Below are 17,901 nucleotides of genomic sequence, written 5' to 3'. Positions count from 1 at the left end.
ATCTGCCCCGTCGGCGTGGCGGGCATCAGCGGCAAGGCGCCCGCCACGATCGCGATCGCCGTCGCGGCACAGCTGTTGCGTGTTCGCGAGCAGCAGATGCGGCTGGGGGCAGGCGCGCCCTCCCCCGTCGCCGGTGCGCCCACGTGACGCGCCGCGCCCAGGCAAGCCGACGTCAACGGTAAAATCCCCGCCATCCCCCACTACACGATCGATCCATGCCGCTCACGCCAGAACTCGCCAAAACCCTTTGCGCCATGCCCAAAGCGGAGTTGCATCTGCATATCGAGGGCACGCTGGAGCCCGAGCTGATCTTCCGGCTCGCCGAACGCAATCGGGTGAAACTCCCTTATCCGAGCGTGCAGGCGCTGCGCGACGCCTATGCGTTCACGGATCTGCAATCGTTTCTCGACATTTACTACGCGGGCGCGAGCGTGCTGCTCACGGAAGATGATTTCCACGATATGACGCGCGCGTATCTCGAACGCGCCGTGGCCGACAACATCCGCCACACGGAAATCTTCTTCGATCCGCAAACGCATACGTCGCGCGGTGTTTCGATGGCCACCGTCATCAACGGCATCGAGCGGGCGCTGGCCGAGGCGCAGCGCTCGCACGGCATCACCAGCCGCATGATTCTCTGCTTCCTGCGCCACCTGTCCGAGGAAGACGCCCTGCAAACCCTCGAGACGGCACTGCCCTACTTCGACAGTCACGCACACCGGCTCGTCGGCGTGGGGCTCGATTCGTCGGAGCAGGGTCACCCGCCCAGCAAATTCACGCGCGTGTTCGAGCGCTGCCGTGCCCTGGGACTGCGCATCGTGGCGCACGCGGGCGAGGAAGGTCCGCCCGCCTACATTCACGAGGCGCTCGACACATTGCACGTGGAGCGGGTCGATCACGGGGTGCGCGCCATCGAAGACGACGCCCTGCTCGAGCGGCTCGCCCGGGAGAAGATCGCGCTCACGGTGTGCCCGCTGTCGAACGTCCGCCTGAAGGTGTTCGATCACATGGGCCAGCACACGCTGCATCAATTGCTCAAGCGCGGACTGGCCGTGACGATCAATTCCGACGATCCGGCCTACTTCGGCGGCTATCTGAATGAAAACTTCCTCGCCACGTTCGATGCGCTCGATATGACCCTCGACGACGCTTACACCATGGCAAGGAACAGCTTCGAGGCGTCGTTCATCGACGACGACGAGAAGCGCCGCCTCATCGCGGAGCTCGACCGGTTCCGCGCGGCGCATCCCGCCTGAGCACAGCGGCGCCCGCGCCGCCGCCGCCCCCTTCGACGCCCGACCCCGTTCGGGCGTTTTCCTTTTTGCCGCCTTGTGCGACGTCGGGGCGCCCCTTGTCGCGTGATCGCCGCCGCCTCGCAGGCGCCCCGGCCCACCTCGCGAGCAACGCGGCCCACATTCCCCCCGGATGATGTCGAACATTCCCGATGGGGAATATTTTCCCCGGGACCCGATGCTATTTTTCGAGCGTGCCCATATAGGTTTCACGCGGTGCCCCCACACCGCGCAGGCCGACCGCACACGACACCCTAGAACATCGGAGACAACACCCCATGGACTCATCGCTCAGCCCCCCGGCGGGTAGCGCCACGCCTGACGTGGCCCACGACAGCACGCGCGTGGAGGGCGCGCGCCCTGTCTCGTCGCTCGACCGCTACTTTGGCATCACCGCCCTAGGTTCGACATTGCGCACCGAAGTGATCGCCGGCATCACGACCTTCCTCGCGGCGATGTACATCATCGTCGTGAACCCGGCCATCCTCTCGAAGACTGGCATGGCCTTCCCGGCCGCGCTGACGGCCACCGTACTGATCAGCTTTTTCGGCAGTTGCGCCATGGGCCTGTACGCGCGCAACCCGGTGTTGGTCGCCCCGGGCATGGGCCTGAATGCCCTGTTCGCCTTCACGATGGTGCACGGTGTCGGCATGCCGTGGCAGACGGCGCTCGGGTGCGTGTTCTGGTCGGGCATTCTGTTCGCGCTGCTCGCCGCGCTCAACGTGCGACGCTTCGTCGTCGAGGCGATCCCGGCGAACCTGCGCTACGCCATTTCGTGCGGTATCGGCCTGTTCATCACGGTGATCGGTCTGGTCAACGCCAAACTGGTGGTGAGCGATCCGGTCACGGTAGTGCGCCTGGCGCATCTGTCGCCGCCGACGGTCACCTTCCTCATCGGCCTGGCGCTCACGACCGTGCTCGTCGCGCGCCGCGTGAACGGCGCGCTGATGATCGGCATCGTCGTCACCACGCTCATGGCCATTCCGATCGGCCGTTACTGGGGCGACGGCAGCGCCTATTTTCCGAAGGAGATCGCCACGGCCACGCTGGTGAACTTCCAGGGCTTCTTCGCCGCGCCGGACTTCTCGGGCATTGGCCAGCTGGATCTGCTCGGCGCACTGAAGGTCGCGTACCTGCCGTTCATCTTCGTGATGCTCTTCACGGCGTTCTTTGATACCCTCTCGACCTTCATGAGCATTGCCGAAGCCGGCAACATGAAGGATCGCGACGGCAACCCGCGCAATATGCGGCAAGCCATGATCGTCGACTCGTTCTCGGTGCTCATTTCCGGCCCGCTCGGCACAAGCCCGGCCAACGCGTACATCGAGTCGGCCGCCGGCATCGCCCAGGGCGGACGCACCGGCCTGACCGCGGTCGTATGCGCGCTGCTCTTCCTGCCGTTCCTGTTCCTGTCGCCGATGCTCTCGCTGGTGCCCGCCATCGCGACGGCGCCGGCGCTGATCCTGGTCGGCGTGTTTATGATGGAGTCTGTGGCGCGCATCGAATGGCACCGCATGGACGAAGCGATCCCGAGCTTCATTGCGCTGGTGATGATTCCGATTTCGTACTCGATCACCGACGGCATCGCCTACAGCTTCCTCGCGTTCGTCGTACTCAAGCTGTTCACGGGACGCGCGAAGGAGATCAAGCCGGCCATGTGGATCGTCGCAGCCCTGGCAGTGCTGCTGCTCACACAAATGTAACGACTGAAGGACCCCGCACATGTCCACCACGAACCAAGGCCTGCGCGCCGTACGCGCGCAGCTGGTCTACTTCACCCACGATCCGGCGCGTGCCTATCTCGACGGCACGCCCGGCACGGTGCACCACACCGACGGCATCGTCGCCTTCGAGAACGGACGCATCACGGCCGTGGGCGACTACGCCAGGGTGGCGCCCACGCTGCCGGCCGGCACGCCCGTCGAAGATCTGCGCGACAAGGTCGTCACGCCCGGCTTCATCGACACGCACATCCACTATCCGCAAACGGACATGATTGCGTCGCCCGCGCCGGGGCTGCTGCCATGGCTGGAGAAGTACACGTTCCCGACCGAGCGGCGCTTCGAGAACCCGGACTACGCGGCCGACGTCGCCCAGTTCTTCCTCGACGAACTGCTGCGCGGGGGCACCACGAGTGCGCTCGTGTACTGCACGGTGCATCCCGGCTCCGCCGACGCCTTCTTCCGCGCCAGCGAGGCGCGCGACCTGCGCATGATCGCCGGGAAGGTGATGATGGATCGCAACTGCCCGGAATTTCTGCGCGACACCGCCGAGAGCGGCGCGCGCGACAGCGAGGCGCTGATCCAGCGCTGGCACAACAAGGGCCGTCAGCTCTACGCGCTCACGCCGCGTTTCGCGCCGACGTCGACCGAGGCGCAGCTCGGCGTGTGCGGCGAACTCGCCCAGCGCTATGCGGACGTGTTCATCCAGAGCCACGTGGCGGAGAACACCGACGAAGTCGAGTGGGTGCGCTCGCTCTTTCCGGGGCATCGCAGCTACCTCGACGTGTACGACCATTACAAGCTACTGCGCAGGCGCGCCGTGTACGGCCATTGCATCTGGCTCGACGAACATGATCGCCGTCGCATGTTCGAGACCGGCGCCGTCGCGGCGCATTGCCCGACGTCGAACCAGTTCCTCGGCAGCGGCCTGTTCGACTTTGCCGCCGCCGAAGCCTCGCGCATGCCGGTCACGCTCGCGACCGACGTGGGCGGCGGTTCGACCTTCTCGATGTTGCAAACGATGAACGAGGCGCACAAGGTCGCCCGACTCTCGGGCTACCACCTGTCGGCCGAACGCATGTTCTATCTGGCGACCGAAGGGGCCGCACACGCGCTGGATCTGCACGGCACGATCGGCACGCTCGCGACCGGGGCGGAGGCCGATTTCGTGGTGCTCGATCCCAAGGCGACGCCGTTGCTCGCGCGCCGGACCGCACTGGCCGAATCGCTGGAAGAGCTGCTGTTCGCCTTCGCCATGCTCGGCGACGACCGGGCGATCGCCGCGACCTATGCGGCCGGCAAACCGGTGCATCGCCGCGCGGCGCACTGAGTCGCGGCCTCCCGCGCGCCGCGTCCCTTCCGGGCGCAGCCGTGCGGGCGCCGCTCACGTCGTGCCGGTTCCCGTCGTTCACGTAACGCTTACGCGAGGCAGCGTGCGTCGTCGCCTTGGTGCGATGCACGCTGCCTCGCGGTCACCGACCGCGCGCAAGGGGCATGCGGTCGGGGATCTCCTTGGGCAGCCGATGGCTGCCCTTTTTTACGGCAGTGCGTCGAAACTCACCGGCAGCGTCGCACACGCCACCCGCGCCATTTCGCTTGCCCCGGCGCCGAGGCGCGATGCTATAATCCGCTTCGATTCATTGGGGAGTAGCCGCCCTGTCGTGGACACTCGTGTTCGACAGGGGCGTACGTCAACAGACTTGGCCGGTTCCGGCTATGGCGTGCGCAGCCCTCGGGCCTGGCGAGACCGATGACGATGCTTCCGCCAACCGGGCCGGGATGCATTGTCATTGGCTCGCGTATACACGGCCCGGCGGAGAAAATACAAGGTGTCCCCATTCCTCGTCTCGACCGGTGTGGTCGCGCTCGCCGAAATCGGCGATAAAACCCAACTGTTGTCCCTCGTGCTCGCCGCGCGCTTCAAGAAGCCCGTGCCGATCATCCTCGGCATTCTCGTCGCCACCCTCGTCAATCACGGTTTTGCCGGCGCCATCGGCGAATGGCTCTCGAGCGCGGTCAGCCCTGCCGTCATGAAGTGGGCGATCGTCGCGTCGTTCATCGGCATGGCAATCTGGATCCTCGTGCCCGACAAACTCGACGACGAAGAGGCGGACACGCGCCGCAAGTTCGGCGTCTTCGTCACCACCGTCATCACCTTCTTCATCGCGGAGATGGGCGACAAGACGCAGATCGCGACGGTCATGCTCGCGGCGCGCTATCACGACTTCTTCGGCGTGGTCGCGGGCACCACACTCGGCATGATGCTCGCCAACGTGCCGGCCGTCCTCGTGGGTCACAAGTTTGCCGGCCGCCTGCCCACGCGGGCAGTCCATGTCGTGGCCGCCGTGATCTTCGCGGTGCTCGGCATCGTCACGCTGCTCCAGTAAACGCAAAAACGCCGACGGTGCGACGCGTTGCCATCACGCGTCGCACCGTCGGCGTCGACCGTCACCGCGGTCCGTGTCGCCGCAGGCGCGTCAGCCGCCATCCGGCTTCGGCGTTGCGTGCGACTACTGCCCGACTTTCTGCTGCACGTTGACCGTACGCCCGCTCGGGAACGGCAACTGCTTGAGCGCCGCATCGATCAGGAACGGCATGGCCGCGGCGAGCGACGTCCCGGCATCGCTGGTACTGGCCTGCACGCGATACACCTCCTTGCCGCTCGCGCGGTCCGTGAAGCGCAGTTGCAGGCCGGCCAGCCCGTAGGCATAGTCGCGCTGGACGTAGGTCGGAGGCGGGCCGAACGGCGCGCCGTACCAGCCCCACGGGCGTCCCCACGGCCCCCACGGGCCGGGCGAGAACATTGGATCGTAGGCGGGCTCCGTCACGCGCATCACCTGTTGGGTGATGCCATAGCTCATGCCGATCAGGTAATGCGCGCTCGTCGGGCTCTGCTCGCTGAAGCCGTCGCCCGCGAGACGGTTGCGCAGCCATTGCTCATAGGTGGCGTGCTCCTGGTTGTTCTGCTGCTCGGCGGTGCGCGTGAGCGCATAGGTGCGAGGCCCGTCAAAGCCCGGCGCGCTGCCGAACGCGGTCACCTGGCTCGTGACCGTGCTGGCGCAACCCGCCAGCAATACGCTGGCGACGGCAAACGTCGCCATTGCCCATCGTTTCCACATGATTCGCTGCTCCACAGAAAGGCCGGGCACACCCATGCGCGCCGCTCGCGCCGATTTAAGCATAGGACGGCGCCCTGCGCACGTCCTGAGCTTTCGATACCCGGGACGCACCAAAATTCAGCAAATTTCGACGCCGGACGCGAATGGCCCGCCACTCCGTTACAATTTATGAATCCTTGGCCGTCCGTGAAATACCGTCCATGCTCAGAACCGACCTTGCAGGTGTCATCCAACGCTCCGACTATACGCCCCCGGCGTATTTGATCGACACCGTCCAACTCGACTTCGATCTTGCGCCCGATGTCACCACGGTGACCAGCCGAATGCGGCTGCACCGCAACCCGGCCGGCGCCGGTGGCGACCTGGAACTGGTGGGCCAGGGACTGCAACTGGTGAGCCTCGAACTCGACGGCAAGCCGTGGGCCGGCTATCGGACGGGCGAGGAAACGCTCACGATCGAAGGCCCCCCCGAGACGTTCGAGCTCACGCTCGTGACACGTTGCCGGCCGCAGGAGAACACGTCGCTCATGGGGCTGTACGTCTCCGGCGGCAATTTCTTCACGCAATGCGAAGCCGAGGGCTTTCGCAAGATCACGTACTTCCTGGACCGCCCCGACGTGATGGCCACCTACACCGTGACGCTACGCGCCGATCGGGAGGCGTATCCCGTCCTGCTGGCCAACGGCAACCTGATCGACCAGGGCGACCTGCCCGACGGCCGTCACTTCGCCATCTGGGACGACCCGTTCAAGAAGCCCAGCTACCTGTTCGCGCTGGTGGCCGGACGCCTGGTCTGCCGCGAGGAGCGCATCGTCGCGGGCGACGGGCGCGAGAAGCTGCTTCAGGTCTGGGTGCAGCCGCAGGATCTGGACAAGACCGAGCACGCCATGCACTCCCTCGTGAACTCGATTCGCTGGGACGAGGAGCGCTTCGGCCGCGTGCTCGATCTGGACCGCTTCATGATCGTTGCCGTGAGCGACTTCAACATGGGCGCGATGGAGAACAAGGGGCTGAACATTTTCAACACGAAGTACGTGCTGGCCGACGCCGCCACCGCGACCGACGACGACTTCGGCAACATCGAAGCCGTGGTGGGCCACGAGTACTTCCACAACTGGACCGGCAACCGCGTGACCTGCCGCGACTGGTTCCAGCTGAGCCTGAAGGAAGGCCTGACGGTGTTCCGCGATCAGGAGTTCTCCGCCGACATGATGGGCTCCGAGTCGGGCCGCGCGGTCAAGCGCATCGACGACGTCCGCGTGCTGCGCCAGGCGCAATTCCCCGAGGACGCCGGTCCGATGGCGCACCCGGTGCGCCCCGAGAGCTACGTCGAGATCAACAATTTCTACACCGTCACCGTCTACGAGAAAGGCGCCGAGGTCGTGCGCATGTACCAGACGCTGCTCGGTCGCGACGGCTTTCGCCGCGGCATGGACCTGTACTTCGAGCGCCACGACGGCCAGGCCGTGACCTGCGACGACTTCCGCGCCGCGATGGCCGACGCGAACCAACGTGACCTCACGCAGTTCGGCCGCTGGTACAGCCAGGCCGGCACGCCGCGCGTCACCGTCGACGCCGTCTACGACGAGGCCGCGCGCACCTACACGCTGACGCTCACGCAGCGCTGTCCGAAGGTTGGCGTGGAGTTGCAGGACAGCCAACTGATCAAACAGCCGTTCCATATCCCGTTCGCTGTCGGTCTGCTCGATCGCGACGGGCGCGACATGCCGCTGCATCTGGCGGACGACGCGGGCGACACACCGGCTGCCACCACGCGCGTGCTCGACTTCACGCAGGAGCGCCAGAGCTTCACGTTCGTCGACGTGCCGCATGCACCGATGCCCTCGCTGCTGCGTGGCTTTTCCGCGCCGGTGATCGTCGAGCACGAGTACACCATCGACGAACTCGCGTTCCTGATGGCGCACGACAGCGACCCGTTCAACCGCTGGGAAGCTGGCCAACGACTGGCCACGCGTCAGTTGCTGGCGCTGGTCGAGTCGATCCAGATGGGGCAGTTGCCGAGCGTGGACAGCTACGTGCTCGAAGCCTTCCGCCAGGTGCTGCGCGACGAAACGCTCGACCCCGCCTTCCGCGCACAGGCGCTCACGCTGCCGGCCGAGTCGTATCTGGGCGAGCAGATGGCCGAGATCGACCCGGCGGCCATTCACGCGGCGCGCCAATATCTGCGCCAACGCCTCGCGGCGTCGCTGCACACCGAGTGGCTCGCGGCGTATCACAACCATCGCGTGCCCGGTCCGTACCGCCCCGACGCCGCGTCGGCCGGCGAGCGCGCACTGAAGAACCTCGCGCTGTCGTATCTGATGGAGCTCTCGGACGCGGGCGTGGCGCAAACCGCGCGCACCCAATACGACGAAGCCGACAACATGACGGACCGCTTCGCCGCACTCACCGCGCTCGTGCAGCGCGGCGGCGCCGCCCGCGACGGCGATGCCGCGCACGGCCCGAATCACGCCGCCGAAGCGCTCGTCGACTTCTATCAGCGCTTCGAGCACGAGCCGCTCGCCATCGACAAGTGGTTCGCACTGCAGGCAATGCAGCGCGGCGACGGCAGCCACTGCGTGATCGATGCGGTGCGTGCGCTCATGCGTCACCCGGCGTTCACGCTGAAGAATCCCAACCGCGCGCGCTCGCTGATCTTCAGCTTCTGCAGCGGCAACCCGGCGCAGTTCCACGCCGCAGACGGCTCGGGCTATCAGTTCTGGGCGGAACAGGTACTGGCGCTCGACGCACTGAACCCGCAAGTCGCCGCGCGCCTGGCCCGCGTGCTCGATCGCTGGCGCAAGTACACGCCGGCCCTGCGCGAGCGCATGCGCGAGGCACTGCAGCGTGTCGGGGATCACAAGGCACTGTCGAAGGACGTGCGCGAGATCGTCGAGAAGGCCCTCGCCTGATCCGACGATCCACCGGTCATGCGGCCCGACGCCTGCACGCGTCACGGCCGCATGACTTCGAAATACCCTCCCTTGATGCAGAGGTCGTACGGCCACCGTGGCCCGGTCCCGACCAGCGGATACAGCGCCGGAACCTGAATGATCGCTTCGCCGAATGCCCCGGCCATGAGGTAATTGGCAGGATCGTTGCCCAGTGTCACCGTGCCGCTCGTCGCGCCCGCGACCACATAGACATCCCGCCCGGGATAGGCCGGTGGATCGCGAAACATCAGGCGATAGATCAGCATGACGTCAGCGCCGGGCGGCGCCCCCACCGCATGGGTGCCGTTGAGCAGACTTGAGCGGAAAGTGAGCGTGAGCACTTCGTCGAATGCCGCATGCGACGCGACGGGTGAGCGCACTTCCCCGCGCACGCACCACCAGAAGGGCGAGCCGTCTACCGTATCGATTCGCACATCGACAGGCCGAAACGGCTTCCTGTCGCCATCCTCGTAAAAGCAGGCCCGCATGCAACCGTCAGCGTGCACCGACTCGCGCTCGGAGACCCCCTGTGCATCGATCATGACGCGCGGATAGCAACGGTCCACGGATAACGGCGCGACGAGCTGACCGCGCGTGAGAATGAACTCATCCATGCGCTACCTCCCGACTTCTGCCTCGAACCGAAAGCCGTTGCCGCGCGCGTCATTGATTTTGCCGGCGATACCCCTCATCACGCCGTCGTCGTCACTTATTTCGTACGCGCGCTATTTGCTGCGCAGTTTAGGCAACGCCCCTCGGTTACGCACCTGTCAACCCTGACAGGTGACAGCGCATCGCGTCGACGCGCGGCCGAAACGATGCCGCCGGTGCCTGGCGGAATCGGTCGCGCGCAGGAGGAGACCGATATCAGCAGATATCGGCCGAAAGGTCCTCTCAGGCAGCCTGGACCTGAGTGCAAAGCCGGGTTTGCACCTCGGCCTGGATTCGCGCCGATGCGAGACGCGCACGCATGGCTTTGGCCGCCGCGACCATGTTTGCAAGCGCGGCGTCGACCTGAGTCCAGTCGCGCGTCTTCAGGCCGCAGTCGGGATTGACCCACAGGCGTTCGGCCGGAATTCGCGCGAGCGCCGCCTCGATCAGCCGTTCGATTTCCGCCTGTGACGGCACACGCGGCGAGTGAATGTCGTACACGCCCGGGCCGATTTCGTTCGGATAGTCGAATGCTTCGAACGCGTCGAGCAGTTCCATGTCGGAGCGCGTGGTCTCGATGGAGATCACGTCGGCGTCGAGCGCCGCGATCGACGGCAGAATGTCGTGAAACTCCGAATAGCACATGTGCGTATGAATCTGCGTCTCGTCGGCCACGCCGCACGAACACACACGAAACGCGCGGACCGCCCATTCGAGATATTCCGCCCGGTCGCGCTCTCGCAGCGGCAGCCCTTCGCGCAATGCGGGTTCGTCGATCTGGATCACGCGCACGCCGGCTTTCTCCAGTGCCGCCACTTCCTCGCGCAATGCCAGTGCGATCTGCAGGGCAGTGATCTCGCGCGGCTGATCATCGCGAACGAACGACCATTGCAGCATCGTCACCGGCCCGGTCAGCATGCCCTTGACCGGCTTGTCGGTCAGTTGCTGCGCATAGGCACTCCAGGTGACGGTCATCGGCTCGGGCAGATACACGTCGCCATAGATCACCGGCGGCTTCACGCAGCGCGAACCATAGCTCTGCACCCAGCCATGTTCGGTGATGACGAATCCCCAGAGCTGTTCGCCAAAATACTCCACCATGTCGTTGCGCTCGGCCTCGCCGTGGACCAGCACGTCGAGCCCGTAGGCTTCCTGCTTCTCGATCGCCAGGCGAATCTGCTCGCGCATCGTCTCGAGGTAATCGAGATGCGACAACGCGCGACGCCGGAAGTCCGCGCGCGCCGCGCGGATCGACGCCGTCTGCGGGAACGAACCGATCGTGGTCGTCGGCAACACCGGCAACTTGAGCCAGGCGCGTTGCGCGACGGCGCGCACCGGATAGTCGGACCGGCGGCGCGCATCCGATTCGGTCAGCGCGGCCAGACGCCTTTGCACCATCGAGTTGTGAATGCGCGGCGATGTGCGGCGCGCGGCATGCGCCGCGGCGTCCGCGAGGTAGGCGGCCCGCACGTCGGCCCGAGCGAATTCTGCCGGGTCGAGCGAGCGGCACAGCAGCGCCACTTCGTCGAGCTTCTGCCTGGCGAACGCGAGCCAGTTGCGCACTTCCTTGTCCAGGCGCGATTCGCTCGACAGATCGACCGGGCAGTGCATCAGCGAACCGCTCGAAGCGACCCACAGCCGCTCGCCCAGCGCTTCGGCCAGCGGTGCGAGCGTATCGCGCGCGCGGGCCAGATCGCAGCGCCAGACGTTGCGCGCATCGACCACCCCGGCGGACAGCACCTTGTCCCGCGGCCACTGCCGGGCAAACGCTTCGAGTTGCTTCGGCGCACGCACGCCGTCGAGGTGAAGGCCGGACACGGGCAATGCGGTGAGCAACGACAGATGATCGGTCACGTCGCCGAAATACGTGGCGAGCAGCAGCGACGGCGCCACGGGCGCCAGCCGCGCATACACCGGCGCGAACGCCTCGCTCCAGTTCGTCGGCAGATCGAGCGCGAGAATCGGCTCGTCGATCTGCACCCATTGCACCCCCAGGGATTTGAGACGCGCCAGCACGCGCTCGTATTGCGCGAGCAGGTCGGGGAGCAATGCGAGGCGGTCGGCCAGCCCGCCCTTTTCCTTGCCGAGGTACAGCAGCGAGAGCGGCCCGAGGAGCACGGGCTTGACGTTATCGCCCTCGGCCAACGCCTCTGTCACTTCCTCGAAGAACCACTCCGTACCGGTGCCGAAGCGCGTCTGCGGCGAGTACTCCGGCACGAGATAGTGGTAGTTCGTGTCGAACCACTTCGTCATCTCCATCGCGCCCTGCGCCGCTGTGCCGCGAGCCGCCGCAAAGTAGTCGGCCAGCGTCAGCGCCGCAGGCGAGGCGCCGAAGCGTGCCGGCAACGCGCCGACCAGCGCGAGCGTGGAGAGCACCTGGTCGTACCAATGAAAGTCGCCCACGACAATCCAGTCCAGGCCGGCGTCGCGCTGCGCGCGCCGGTTCGCGGCGCGAATGCGCCGCCCGACGTCCTGCAACGCCGCCACGTCCATCTCGCCACGCCAGAAAGCCTCCACGGCGAATTTGAGTTCACGCTGCGCGCCGATGCGCGGCAATCCGAGTACGTGGGCCTGAGCCATGTGCGTTGTCCTTCCGGGAGATTCCAATGGGGCGACGTCGCGACGTCGTTGCTGGCGGGCGATTCCCGCCCAGGCTGGCAGTATCCCGGTGGCCCGTGTATTATTCAAACGAAAGTTTTTGGCGATTATTATTAATTTCATTCATGCAAAGAACCCCCATCGAACTGCGTCATCTGCAAACGCTGCTCGCGCTGCGCGATACCGGCAGCGTGTCGCGCGCCGCGCTGTGGCTCCACCTGACGCAGTCCGCGCTGTCGCATCAGATCAAGGCATTGGAGGACTTCTACGGGTTGCCGCTGTTCGTGCGCAAGTCGTCGCCGCTGGTGTTCACTCCCGCGGGCAAGCGCTTGCTCGCCCTGGCCGAAGAGGTGGTGCCGGCGGTCGACGAGGCGGGCCGCGACCTCACCCGGCTGGCGCAAGGCACGCAGGGCACGCTGCGTATTGCTGTCGAATGTCACACCTGTTTCGATTGGCTGATGCCGGCGATGGATGCGTTTCGCGTGCGCTGGCCGGAGGTGGAGCTCGACATCGTGTCGGGCTTCCATGCCGACCCGATCGGCTTGCTGCATCAGGATCGCGCGGATCTGGCGATCATCTCGGAGCACGAAGAGGGCGAAGCCGTCGACTTCCACCCGCTGTTCCGCTTCCAGATGATGGCGCTCATGGCGAACGACCATCCGCTGGCCGCGAAGTCCTGCCTCGACGCGGAGGACTTCCGTGACGAGACGCTGATCACTTACCCCGTGCCCGACGACATGCTCGACATCGTGCGTCAGGTACTGCGCCCCGCCGGCATAGAACCGACGCGCCGCACCACCGAGCTGACGGTGGCAATTCTGCAACTGGTGGCGAGTCGTCGCGGCCTGGCCGCGCTCCCGCTTTGGGCGGTCACGGGCTATCTGGAGCGGCGCTACGTGAGCGCGCGGCCTATCACGCCCGATGGGCTGACCGCCGAATTGTGGGCGGCCACGCTGCCGAGCGTCACGACCCGGCCGTACATCGGCGAGTTCGTATCGCTCATGCGCGAGACGAGCCTGTTGACGCTACCGGAAATCGAATTGCTCTGATCCTCGACACGCCGAACCCTCAGGGGGCCGGAAGGCGCGGCGCGCCGAAAACTCAGACGGGCCGGCGCACGATCAGACGGCAGACGCGCCTGCCCGAGCTCGCGCTTGTCACATCCTCCTCGTGCAGCACGACGGCCTCGTGCAACGCGGCACGCACGACGTCCGGCGCAAAAGCACTGTAGAGACGGCCGTCTTCATGGCGCACGTCCGCCCCCTCGGTCACGCGCCATGACACGTAGAGCACGCCGCCCGGACGCACGAGCGTCCACAGGCGGTCGGCGGCCTGCGGCACCTGCGCGGCGGGCAGGTGCATGAGCACGGTCTCACATACGACGTTATCGAACTGGCCTGTCACGTTCTCCAGCAACGGCAGCCGGCCCACGTGGAAAGGCACCCATGGGAACGTCTTGCGAGCGAGCTCGATCAGCGCGGGCGAACTGTCGTATCCCTCCACGTCGAACCCCTGACGCGCCAGCCATGCGGCGTCGCGCCCGTTGCCGCACCCCACGTCGACGGTGCGGCCGCCGGCAATGAAGTGCCGCATCAGCAACGCATACATGTCGTCGGGCGGCGGCTGGTTGAGCCAGTCCTCGCTGTAACGCACGGCATTGGCCTCGTAGGCCGCTTCGGTTTTCAGGTCCGTCATGGTCCGATCTCCGGAAGTTCGCGCGCGACGGCGCGCCTTCGCCGTCACGCCAGGGTTGTCTGCCTCACTGCGAAATCGTCTCCAGCGCGAGATCTCGGGTACGCGGCCCCATCAGGCCGATGGAAAGCATGACCACGAGCATCGCGCACGAAATGAAGACGAAAACACCCGTCACACCGAAGTTGCGCAGCACGGATGCGATCAGGAATGCCGTGAAAATCGCCGAGAAGCGGCTCCACGAATAAACAAAACCGACCGCACGCGCGCGAATGCCGGTGGGAAACAACTCCGTCTGGTACGCGTGATAGCTGTACGACATGATGTTGTTCGCGAGCGTCAGGCCAATGCCCATGGCGACGAGCAGCACCGACGAGGTGACCTGCGAGAACACCAGGCCGCAGACGATGCCGATACCGGCCGTCCAGACGATGGCGTGCTTGCGCTCGACCTTGTCGGCCATCCATAGCCCGATGAGCGGGCCGACCGGCGCCGCCAGCGCGATCACACTCGAATAGGCCAGACTCGTCGTCACGGTGATGCCCTGCTTGATGAGCAGCGTGGGCACCCAGTTGGCGAAGCCGTAGAAGCCGACCGTCTGGAAGATGTTGAACAGGATCATCATGATCGCGCGCTTGCGATACGGCGGCACCCACATGTCGCGAAACGCGCGCTTGGGCACCACCGGCTCGGGCTCGCCCGGCGGCGGCAGCGGTCGGCCATACTCGCGCTCGACTTTCGCCTCGAGCTCGCGCAGCACCTGGTCCGCCTCGTCCAGCCGCCCCTTCTGCGCCAGCCACCGCGGGCTTTCCGGCAGCGCCCGGCGAATCCACCAGACGAACACCGCGCCGTGCGCGCCAATCAGCACGACCCAGCGCCAGCCTTCCAGCCCGAGGAATTCGCGCGGCACGAGCCAGAACGCGAGAAACGCGACGACCGGCACGGCCGTGAAGCCCACGGCCTGCTCGCAGGCGAATGCACGTCCGCGAATCTGCCTCGGGACAAGCTCCGCGATATAGGTGCCGATCGTCACCAGCTCCACGCCGATGCCGAGGCCCACCACGAAGCGCCAGAAGTTCAGGCCCGTGGCCGTCTCCTGAAACGCCATGATGACGTTGGCCGCGGTGTACCAGAGCAGCGAGCCCGTAAACACCGCGCGACGTCCGAAACGATCGGCGAGGAAGCCGCACGCGATGGTGCCGATGAACAGCCCCGAGAACAGCGCCGCGATGAAACTGGCGACCCCCGTGGTGCCGAACAGGCCCGGCGTGGTCGGCGTGAGGATGCCGCTCTTCACGAGGCCGGGCGCCACGTAGCCGGTGTACAGCAGATCGTAAAGCTCGAAGAAAAAACCGAGACTGAGCAGCACCACCAGTTTCCACACGGTGCGGGTCGGAGGGAGTCGGTCGAGGCGGGCGGAAATGTCGCCGGCAGTCGGGTGGGTGGCCGCGCAAACCGCTTGGCCGGTATGAAGCATGGAAGGCATCGAAACGTCGGGGGATGGCATGAAAATCGTCTCCGGGCCCGTTCGGTCATGGCCGAACTGCTCATTGGCCGGCATCGCGCAGCACCTTCCCGAAGGCGTTCGCCAACGGTCGCCGGAACGCCGGATACACCATGAATCGACAGGCACGAGGCCGAAATTGTGCCACGAACGACACCGCGCCGGTCACCTTTGCCAAGCTTTATCACGCACTACGAAAAAACTATGATGCCGACCGACGGCAGCACGGCATGCCAATCTCCCGCCCGCCCCCAGCTCAGCCTTCCACGAATTCGTCCAACCGCGGCATCCGCCTCATCCATCGAAATCACCGTGCCGATGCCGTCGACGCCGCGCCCTCAGTCCGCCACGGCAGCCGCTGCCTTCAGTTCCTCGAAACTCGCGATACGTCCGGCCAGCGCACTGGCGGCCACCGTATAGGGGCTCGCCAGCCACACGCTGCCGGGCCCCGAACGCCCCGGGAAATTCCGGTTGATGGCGCTGATCGTGACCTGATCGGCCGATGTCGACTGCCCAGGCCCGCAGTTCGCGCACGCGCCACAACCGGGCATGATCAGCGTGGCGCCAACCGCCTCGAATGTCGCGAGATAGCCCTGCGCTTCGCAATAGGCGCGAACGTCCATGGTGCCGAACTGAAGGAACAGCCGGCGGCCGTCGGCCACGCGCAGCCCATTCGCCACGCCCCAGGCGAGCACGGCGTGATAGGCGTCGAAGTCGTCGCGCTTGCCCGCCGTGCACGAGCCGCCGTATGCGATGTCGATGGCCACGGGCGAGACGAGCTCGGCAAGCGCCACGCCGTTGCCCGGATCGCCCGGGCGCGCCAGCATCGGTGTGAGCGACCCGGCGTCGACACGGATCACATCGCGGTAGCGCGCGCCCTCGTCGCTCGTCATCCACGGCTCGAGCGTGATATCGACGCCCCGACGGGTCCGGAGGAACGCCACCGTCTTCTCGTCGGGGGCTACGATCCCGGTGAAGCCGCCAAGCTCCGCGACCATGTTGGTGAGCGTGGCGCGCTCGTCGATCGACATCGCGCGCACCGCGCTTCCCGCGTATTCGAACACGACGCCGATGGCCTCGCCGCCGCGAATCGCATCGAGGCGCAACAGGTGCAGCACCACGTCCTTGGCCGTGACACCGGCGGGCAGTTCACCGTCGATCTCGACACGCAGCGTCTCAGGCACCTTGCAGCGCACGTAACCGGTAACCCAGCTGTTGGCGACATCTGTCGCGCCCGCGCCGAAGGCCAGGCAACCCAGCGCGCCGGCGTGCGGCGTGTGCGAATCGGTGCCGATCACAATCTGTCCGGGCAGCGCGTAGCGCTCGGCCATCAGCGCATGGCAAATGCCGTCCGCCCCATCGGCACCATCGGCACCATCGGCACCATCCGTCCCATCGCCTGCCTGCCCGCCCTGCGCCGCCCGTTCGCCATGCGCCAGCACGGGATATCGCGCCACGAAGTCGCGGTGGCCGCTCGTCAGATTGGCCACGCCCGGCAGCAGCCCCTGCGTGGCGTGCGGCACGCTTTGCCCGGCCAGCACCAGGTGATCCTGAAACGCGATGATGCGTGCAGGGTCGTGCAATGCCGCCGGTTCACCGAAGGCACGGTGCATCAGATGCGCGCACATACCCGTGAAGTAGTCGTGCGAGAAGCGCCAGTCCACGCGCAGGAATACGCCGTCGCCGTGGGCGAGCCCGGGCGTCGACGGATGCAGCCGACGTGCCATGATCTTCTCGACGAGGGTGCGGGCGGGCGGATCGCCGGCATTCGCCTCGTCGTCCGAGTCGATGGCGGGCGCCGCCCAGTCGGCAAACTTGCTGAACGCAAGCAGGCCACCGCTGCGGATGATCTGTTGCGTGAGGGCGTCGCGCCCCTTGAGAAACTCGGTGATGGGGATCGGCTCGCCGGCGGCGATGCGATCGAGAACGCTGACGTCGGTCGTGGTCAGAATGCCGATGTTGTCGCAGTTCTGCTGATAGATGCGCTCGAAGCTCTCGGCCACGATCAGGCGAATGCCGGCACTGAGCTCGGCGAGCGGACTCGATTCGCGCGACGAGCCCTTGCCGTAGCGCTTGCCCGCGACCGTGACCTGGAAGCCGCCGCGACGCACGTCGTGCTCGCCGATGGGCATCTCGTTTCCCGCCTTGAAACCGACGTATGGGTAGCGCCCGAGACGCTCATCGTAAGTGAGCATGACGGTGACGGGCGTGATTTCGTCGGTCGAGACGTTGTCGCGCAGCCGACCGGCGTCGACGCGGGCGAGGGACTCACCGGCCAACTGACGACGCACGATGGCAGGGTCGTCGGACAGGAACAGAATGCGACCGTCGAAACGAATGGTGTCTTCCATGCGGCAATTACCTCCGGAAGACAGCATAGCGGCCGGGCCA

The 17,901-nt window shown here is 66.1% G+C and carries 12 protein-coding genes and 1 riboswitch; of the genes, 6 read left to right on the top strand and 6 right to left on the bottom strand.

What is annotated here, in order from left to right; genetic code table 11:
- Window positions 1-215: 215 nt before the first annotated feature.
- The 4 genes from W930_RS0122920 to W930_RS0122905 all read left to right on the top strand — a co-directional run bounded on the left by W930_RS0122920 (window position 216) and on the right by W930_RS0122905 (window position 5,400).
- Window positions 216-1,256, top strand: a complete 1,041-nt coding sequence (locus tag W930_RS0122920; protein ID WP_023595103.1) for an adenosine deaminase — start codon at window positions 216-218, stop codon at window positions 1,254-1,256.
- 314 nt (window positions 1,257-1,570) lie between these two features.
- Window positions 1,571-2,995 (top strand): NCS2 family permease, encoded by a 1,425-nt coding sequence (locus W930_RS0122915; protein WP_024788707.1) that lies wholly within the window; start codon window positions 1,571-1,573, stop codon window positions 2,993-2,995.
- Between the two features lie 19 nt (window positions 2,996-3,014).
- On the top strand, window positions 3,015-4,343 hold the full coding sequence (guaD, locus tag W930_RS0122910) for a guanine deaminase (RefSeq protein WP_028731346.1): 1,329 nt from the start codon (window positions 3,015-3,017) through the stop codon (window positions 4,341-4,343).
- A gap of 300 nt (window positions 4,344-4,643) precedes the next feature.
- Window positions 4,644-4,827, top strand: a riboswitch (yybP-ykoY riboswitch).
- A 15-nt stretch (window positions 4,828-4,842) separates the two neighbouring features.
- On the top strand, window positions 4,843-5,400 hold the full coding sequence (locus W930_RS0122905; RefSeq protein WP_023595100.1) for a TMEM165/GDT1 family protein: 558 nt from the start codon (window positions 4,843-4,845) through the stop codon (window positions 5,398-5,400).
- Window positions 5,401-5,523: 123 nt separating this feature from the next.
- Here W930_RS0122905 and W930_RS0122900 read toward each other — a convergent pair whose 3' ends face one another.
- Entirely contained in the window at window positions 5,524-6,132 is a 609-nt protein-coding gene (locus W930_RS0122900; protein ID WP_023871843.1) for a DUF4136 domain-containing protein, read from the bottom strand.
- Window positions 6,133-6,332: 200 nt separating this feature from the next.
- Between W930_RS0122900 and pepN the strand changes: the two genes are divergently transcribed.
- The gene (gene pepN / locus W930_RS0122895) at window positions 6,333-9,044 is read left to right on the top strand and encodes an aminopeptidase N (RefSeq protein ID WP_023871844.1); all 2,712 of its coding nucleotides are present in this window, start codon (window positions 6,333-6,335) and stop codon (window positions 9,042-9,044) included.
- A gap of 41 nt (window positions 9,045-9,085) precedes the next feature.
- On the opposite strand, the gene W930_RS0122890 is transcribed toward pepN, so the two are convergent.
- A complete protein-coding gene (locus tag W930_RS0122890) occupies window positions 9,086-9,679 on the bottom strand; it encodes a hypothetical protein (RefSeq protein ID WP_023595097.1) in 594 nt (197 codons plus the stop codon).
- A 280-nt stretch (window positions 9,680-9,959) separates the two neighbouring features.
- Complete coding sequence (gene metE / locus W930_RS28575; RefSeq protein ID WP_023871845.1) at window positions 9,960-12,296, bottom strand: 5-methyltetrahydropteroyltriglutamate--homocysteine S-methyltransferase; 2,337 nt, start codon at window positions 12,294-12,296, stop codon at window positions 9,960-9,962.
- A gap of 143 nt (window positions 12,297-12,439) precedes the next feature.
- Between metE and W930_RS0122880 the strand changes: the two genes are divergently transcribed.
- A complete protein-coding gene (locus W930_RS0122880; RefSeq protein ID WP_023871846.1) occupies window positions 12,440-13,363 on the top strand; it encodes a LysR family transcriptional regulator in 924 nt (307 codons plus the stop codon).
- A gap of 52 nt (window positions 13,364-13,415) precedes the next feature.
- On the opposite strand, the gene W930_RS0122875 is transcribed toward W930_RS0122880, so the two are convergent.
- The 3 genes from W930_RS0122875 to W930_RS0122860 form a co-directional block, all read right to left on the bottom strand.
- Complete coding sequence (locus W930_RS0122875) at window positions 13,416-14,009, bottom strand: bifunctional 2-polyprenyl-6-hydroxyphenol methylase/3-demethylubiquinol 3-O-methyltransferase UbiG (protein ID WP_023871847.1); 594 nt, start codon at window positions 14,007-14,009, stop codon at window positions 13,416-13,418.
- A gap of 64 nt (window positions 14,010-14,073) precedes the next feature.
- A complete protein-coding gene (locus W930_RS0122870; protein ID WP_023871848.1) occupies window positions 14,074-15,492 on the bottom strand; it encodes an MFS transporter in 1,419 nt (472 codons plus the stop codon).
- 356 nt (window positions 15,493-15,848) lie between these two features.
- Window positions 15,849-17,861: an aconitase family protein gene (locus W930_RS0122860; protein WP_023871849.1), complete on the bottom strand. Its 2,013-nt coding sequence runs from the start codon at window positions 17,859-17,861 to the stop codon at window positions 15,849-15,851.
- Window positions 17,862-17,901 lie beyond the last annotated feature (40 nt).

The sequence above is a fragment of the Pandoraea sp. E26 genome, assembly GCF_000681415.1.
In the GTDB taxonomy this organism is placed as follows: domain Bacteria; phylum Pseudomonadota; class Gammaproteobacteria; order Burkholderiales; family Burkholderiaceae; genus Pandoraea; species Pandoraea pnomenusa.
This window is presented reverse-complemented; position numbering and strand designations above follow the sequence as displayed.

Coding starts and splice junctions, on each gene's coding strand:
- metE (WP_023871845.1), bottom strand. CDS start 12,296: ATGGCTCAGGCCCACGTACTCGGATTGCCGCGCATCGGCGCGCAGCGT.
- W930_RS0122900 (WP_023871843.1), bottom strand. CDS start 6,132: ATGTGGAAACGATGGGCAATGGCGACGTTTGCCGTCGCCAGCGTATTG.
- W930_RS0122875 (WP_023871847.1), bottom strand. CDS start 14,009: ATGACGGACCTGAAAACCGAAGCGGCCTACGAGGCCAATGCCGTGCGT.
- W930_RS0122870 (WP_023871848.1), bottom strand. CDS start 15,492: ATGCCTTCCATGCTTCATACCGGCCAAGCGGTTTGCGCGGCCACCCAC.
- W930_RS0122880 (WP_023871846.1), top strand. CDS start 12,440: ATGCAAAGAACCCCCATCGAACTGCGTCATCTGCAAACGCTGCTCGCG.
- W930_RS0122890 (WP_023595097.1), bottom strand. CDS start 9,679: ATGGATGAGTTCATTCTCACGCGCGGTCAGCTCGTCGCGCCGTTATCC.
- pepN (WP_023871844.1), top strand. CDS start 6,333: ATGCTCAGAACCGACCTTGCAGGTGTCATCCAACGCTCCGACTATACG.
- W930_RS0122915 (WP_024788707.1), top strand. CDS start 1,571: ATGGACTCATCGCTCAGCCCCCCGGCGGGTAGCGCCACGCCTGACGTG.
- W930_RS0122860 (WP_023871849.1), bottom strand. CDS start 17,861: ATGGAAGACACCATTCGTTTCGACGGTCGCATTCTGTTCCTGTCCGAC.
- W930_RS0122920 (WP_023595103.1), top strand. CDS start 216: ATGCCGCTCACGCCAGAACTCGCCAAAACCCTTTGCGCCATGCCCAAA.
- guaD (WP_028731346.1), top strand. CDS start 3,015: ATGTCCACCACGAACCAAGGCCTGCGCGCCGTACGCGCGCAGCTGGTC.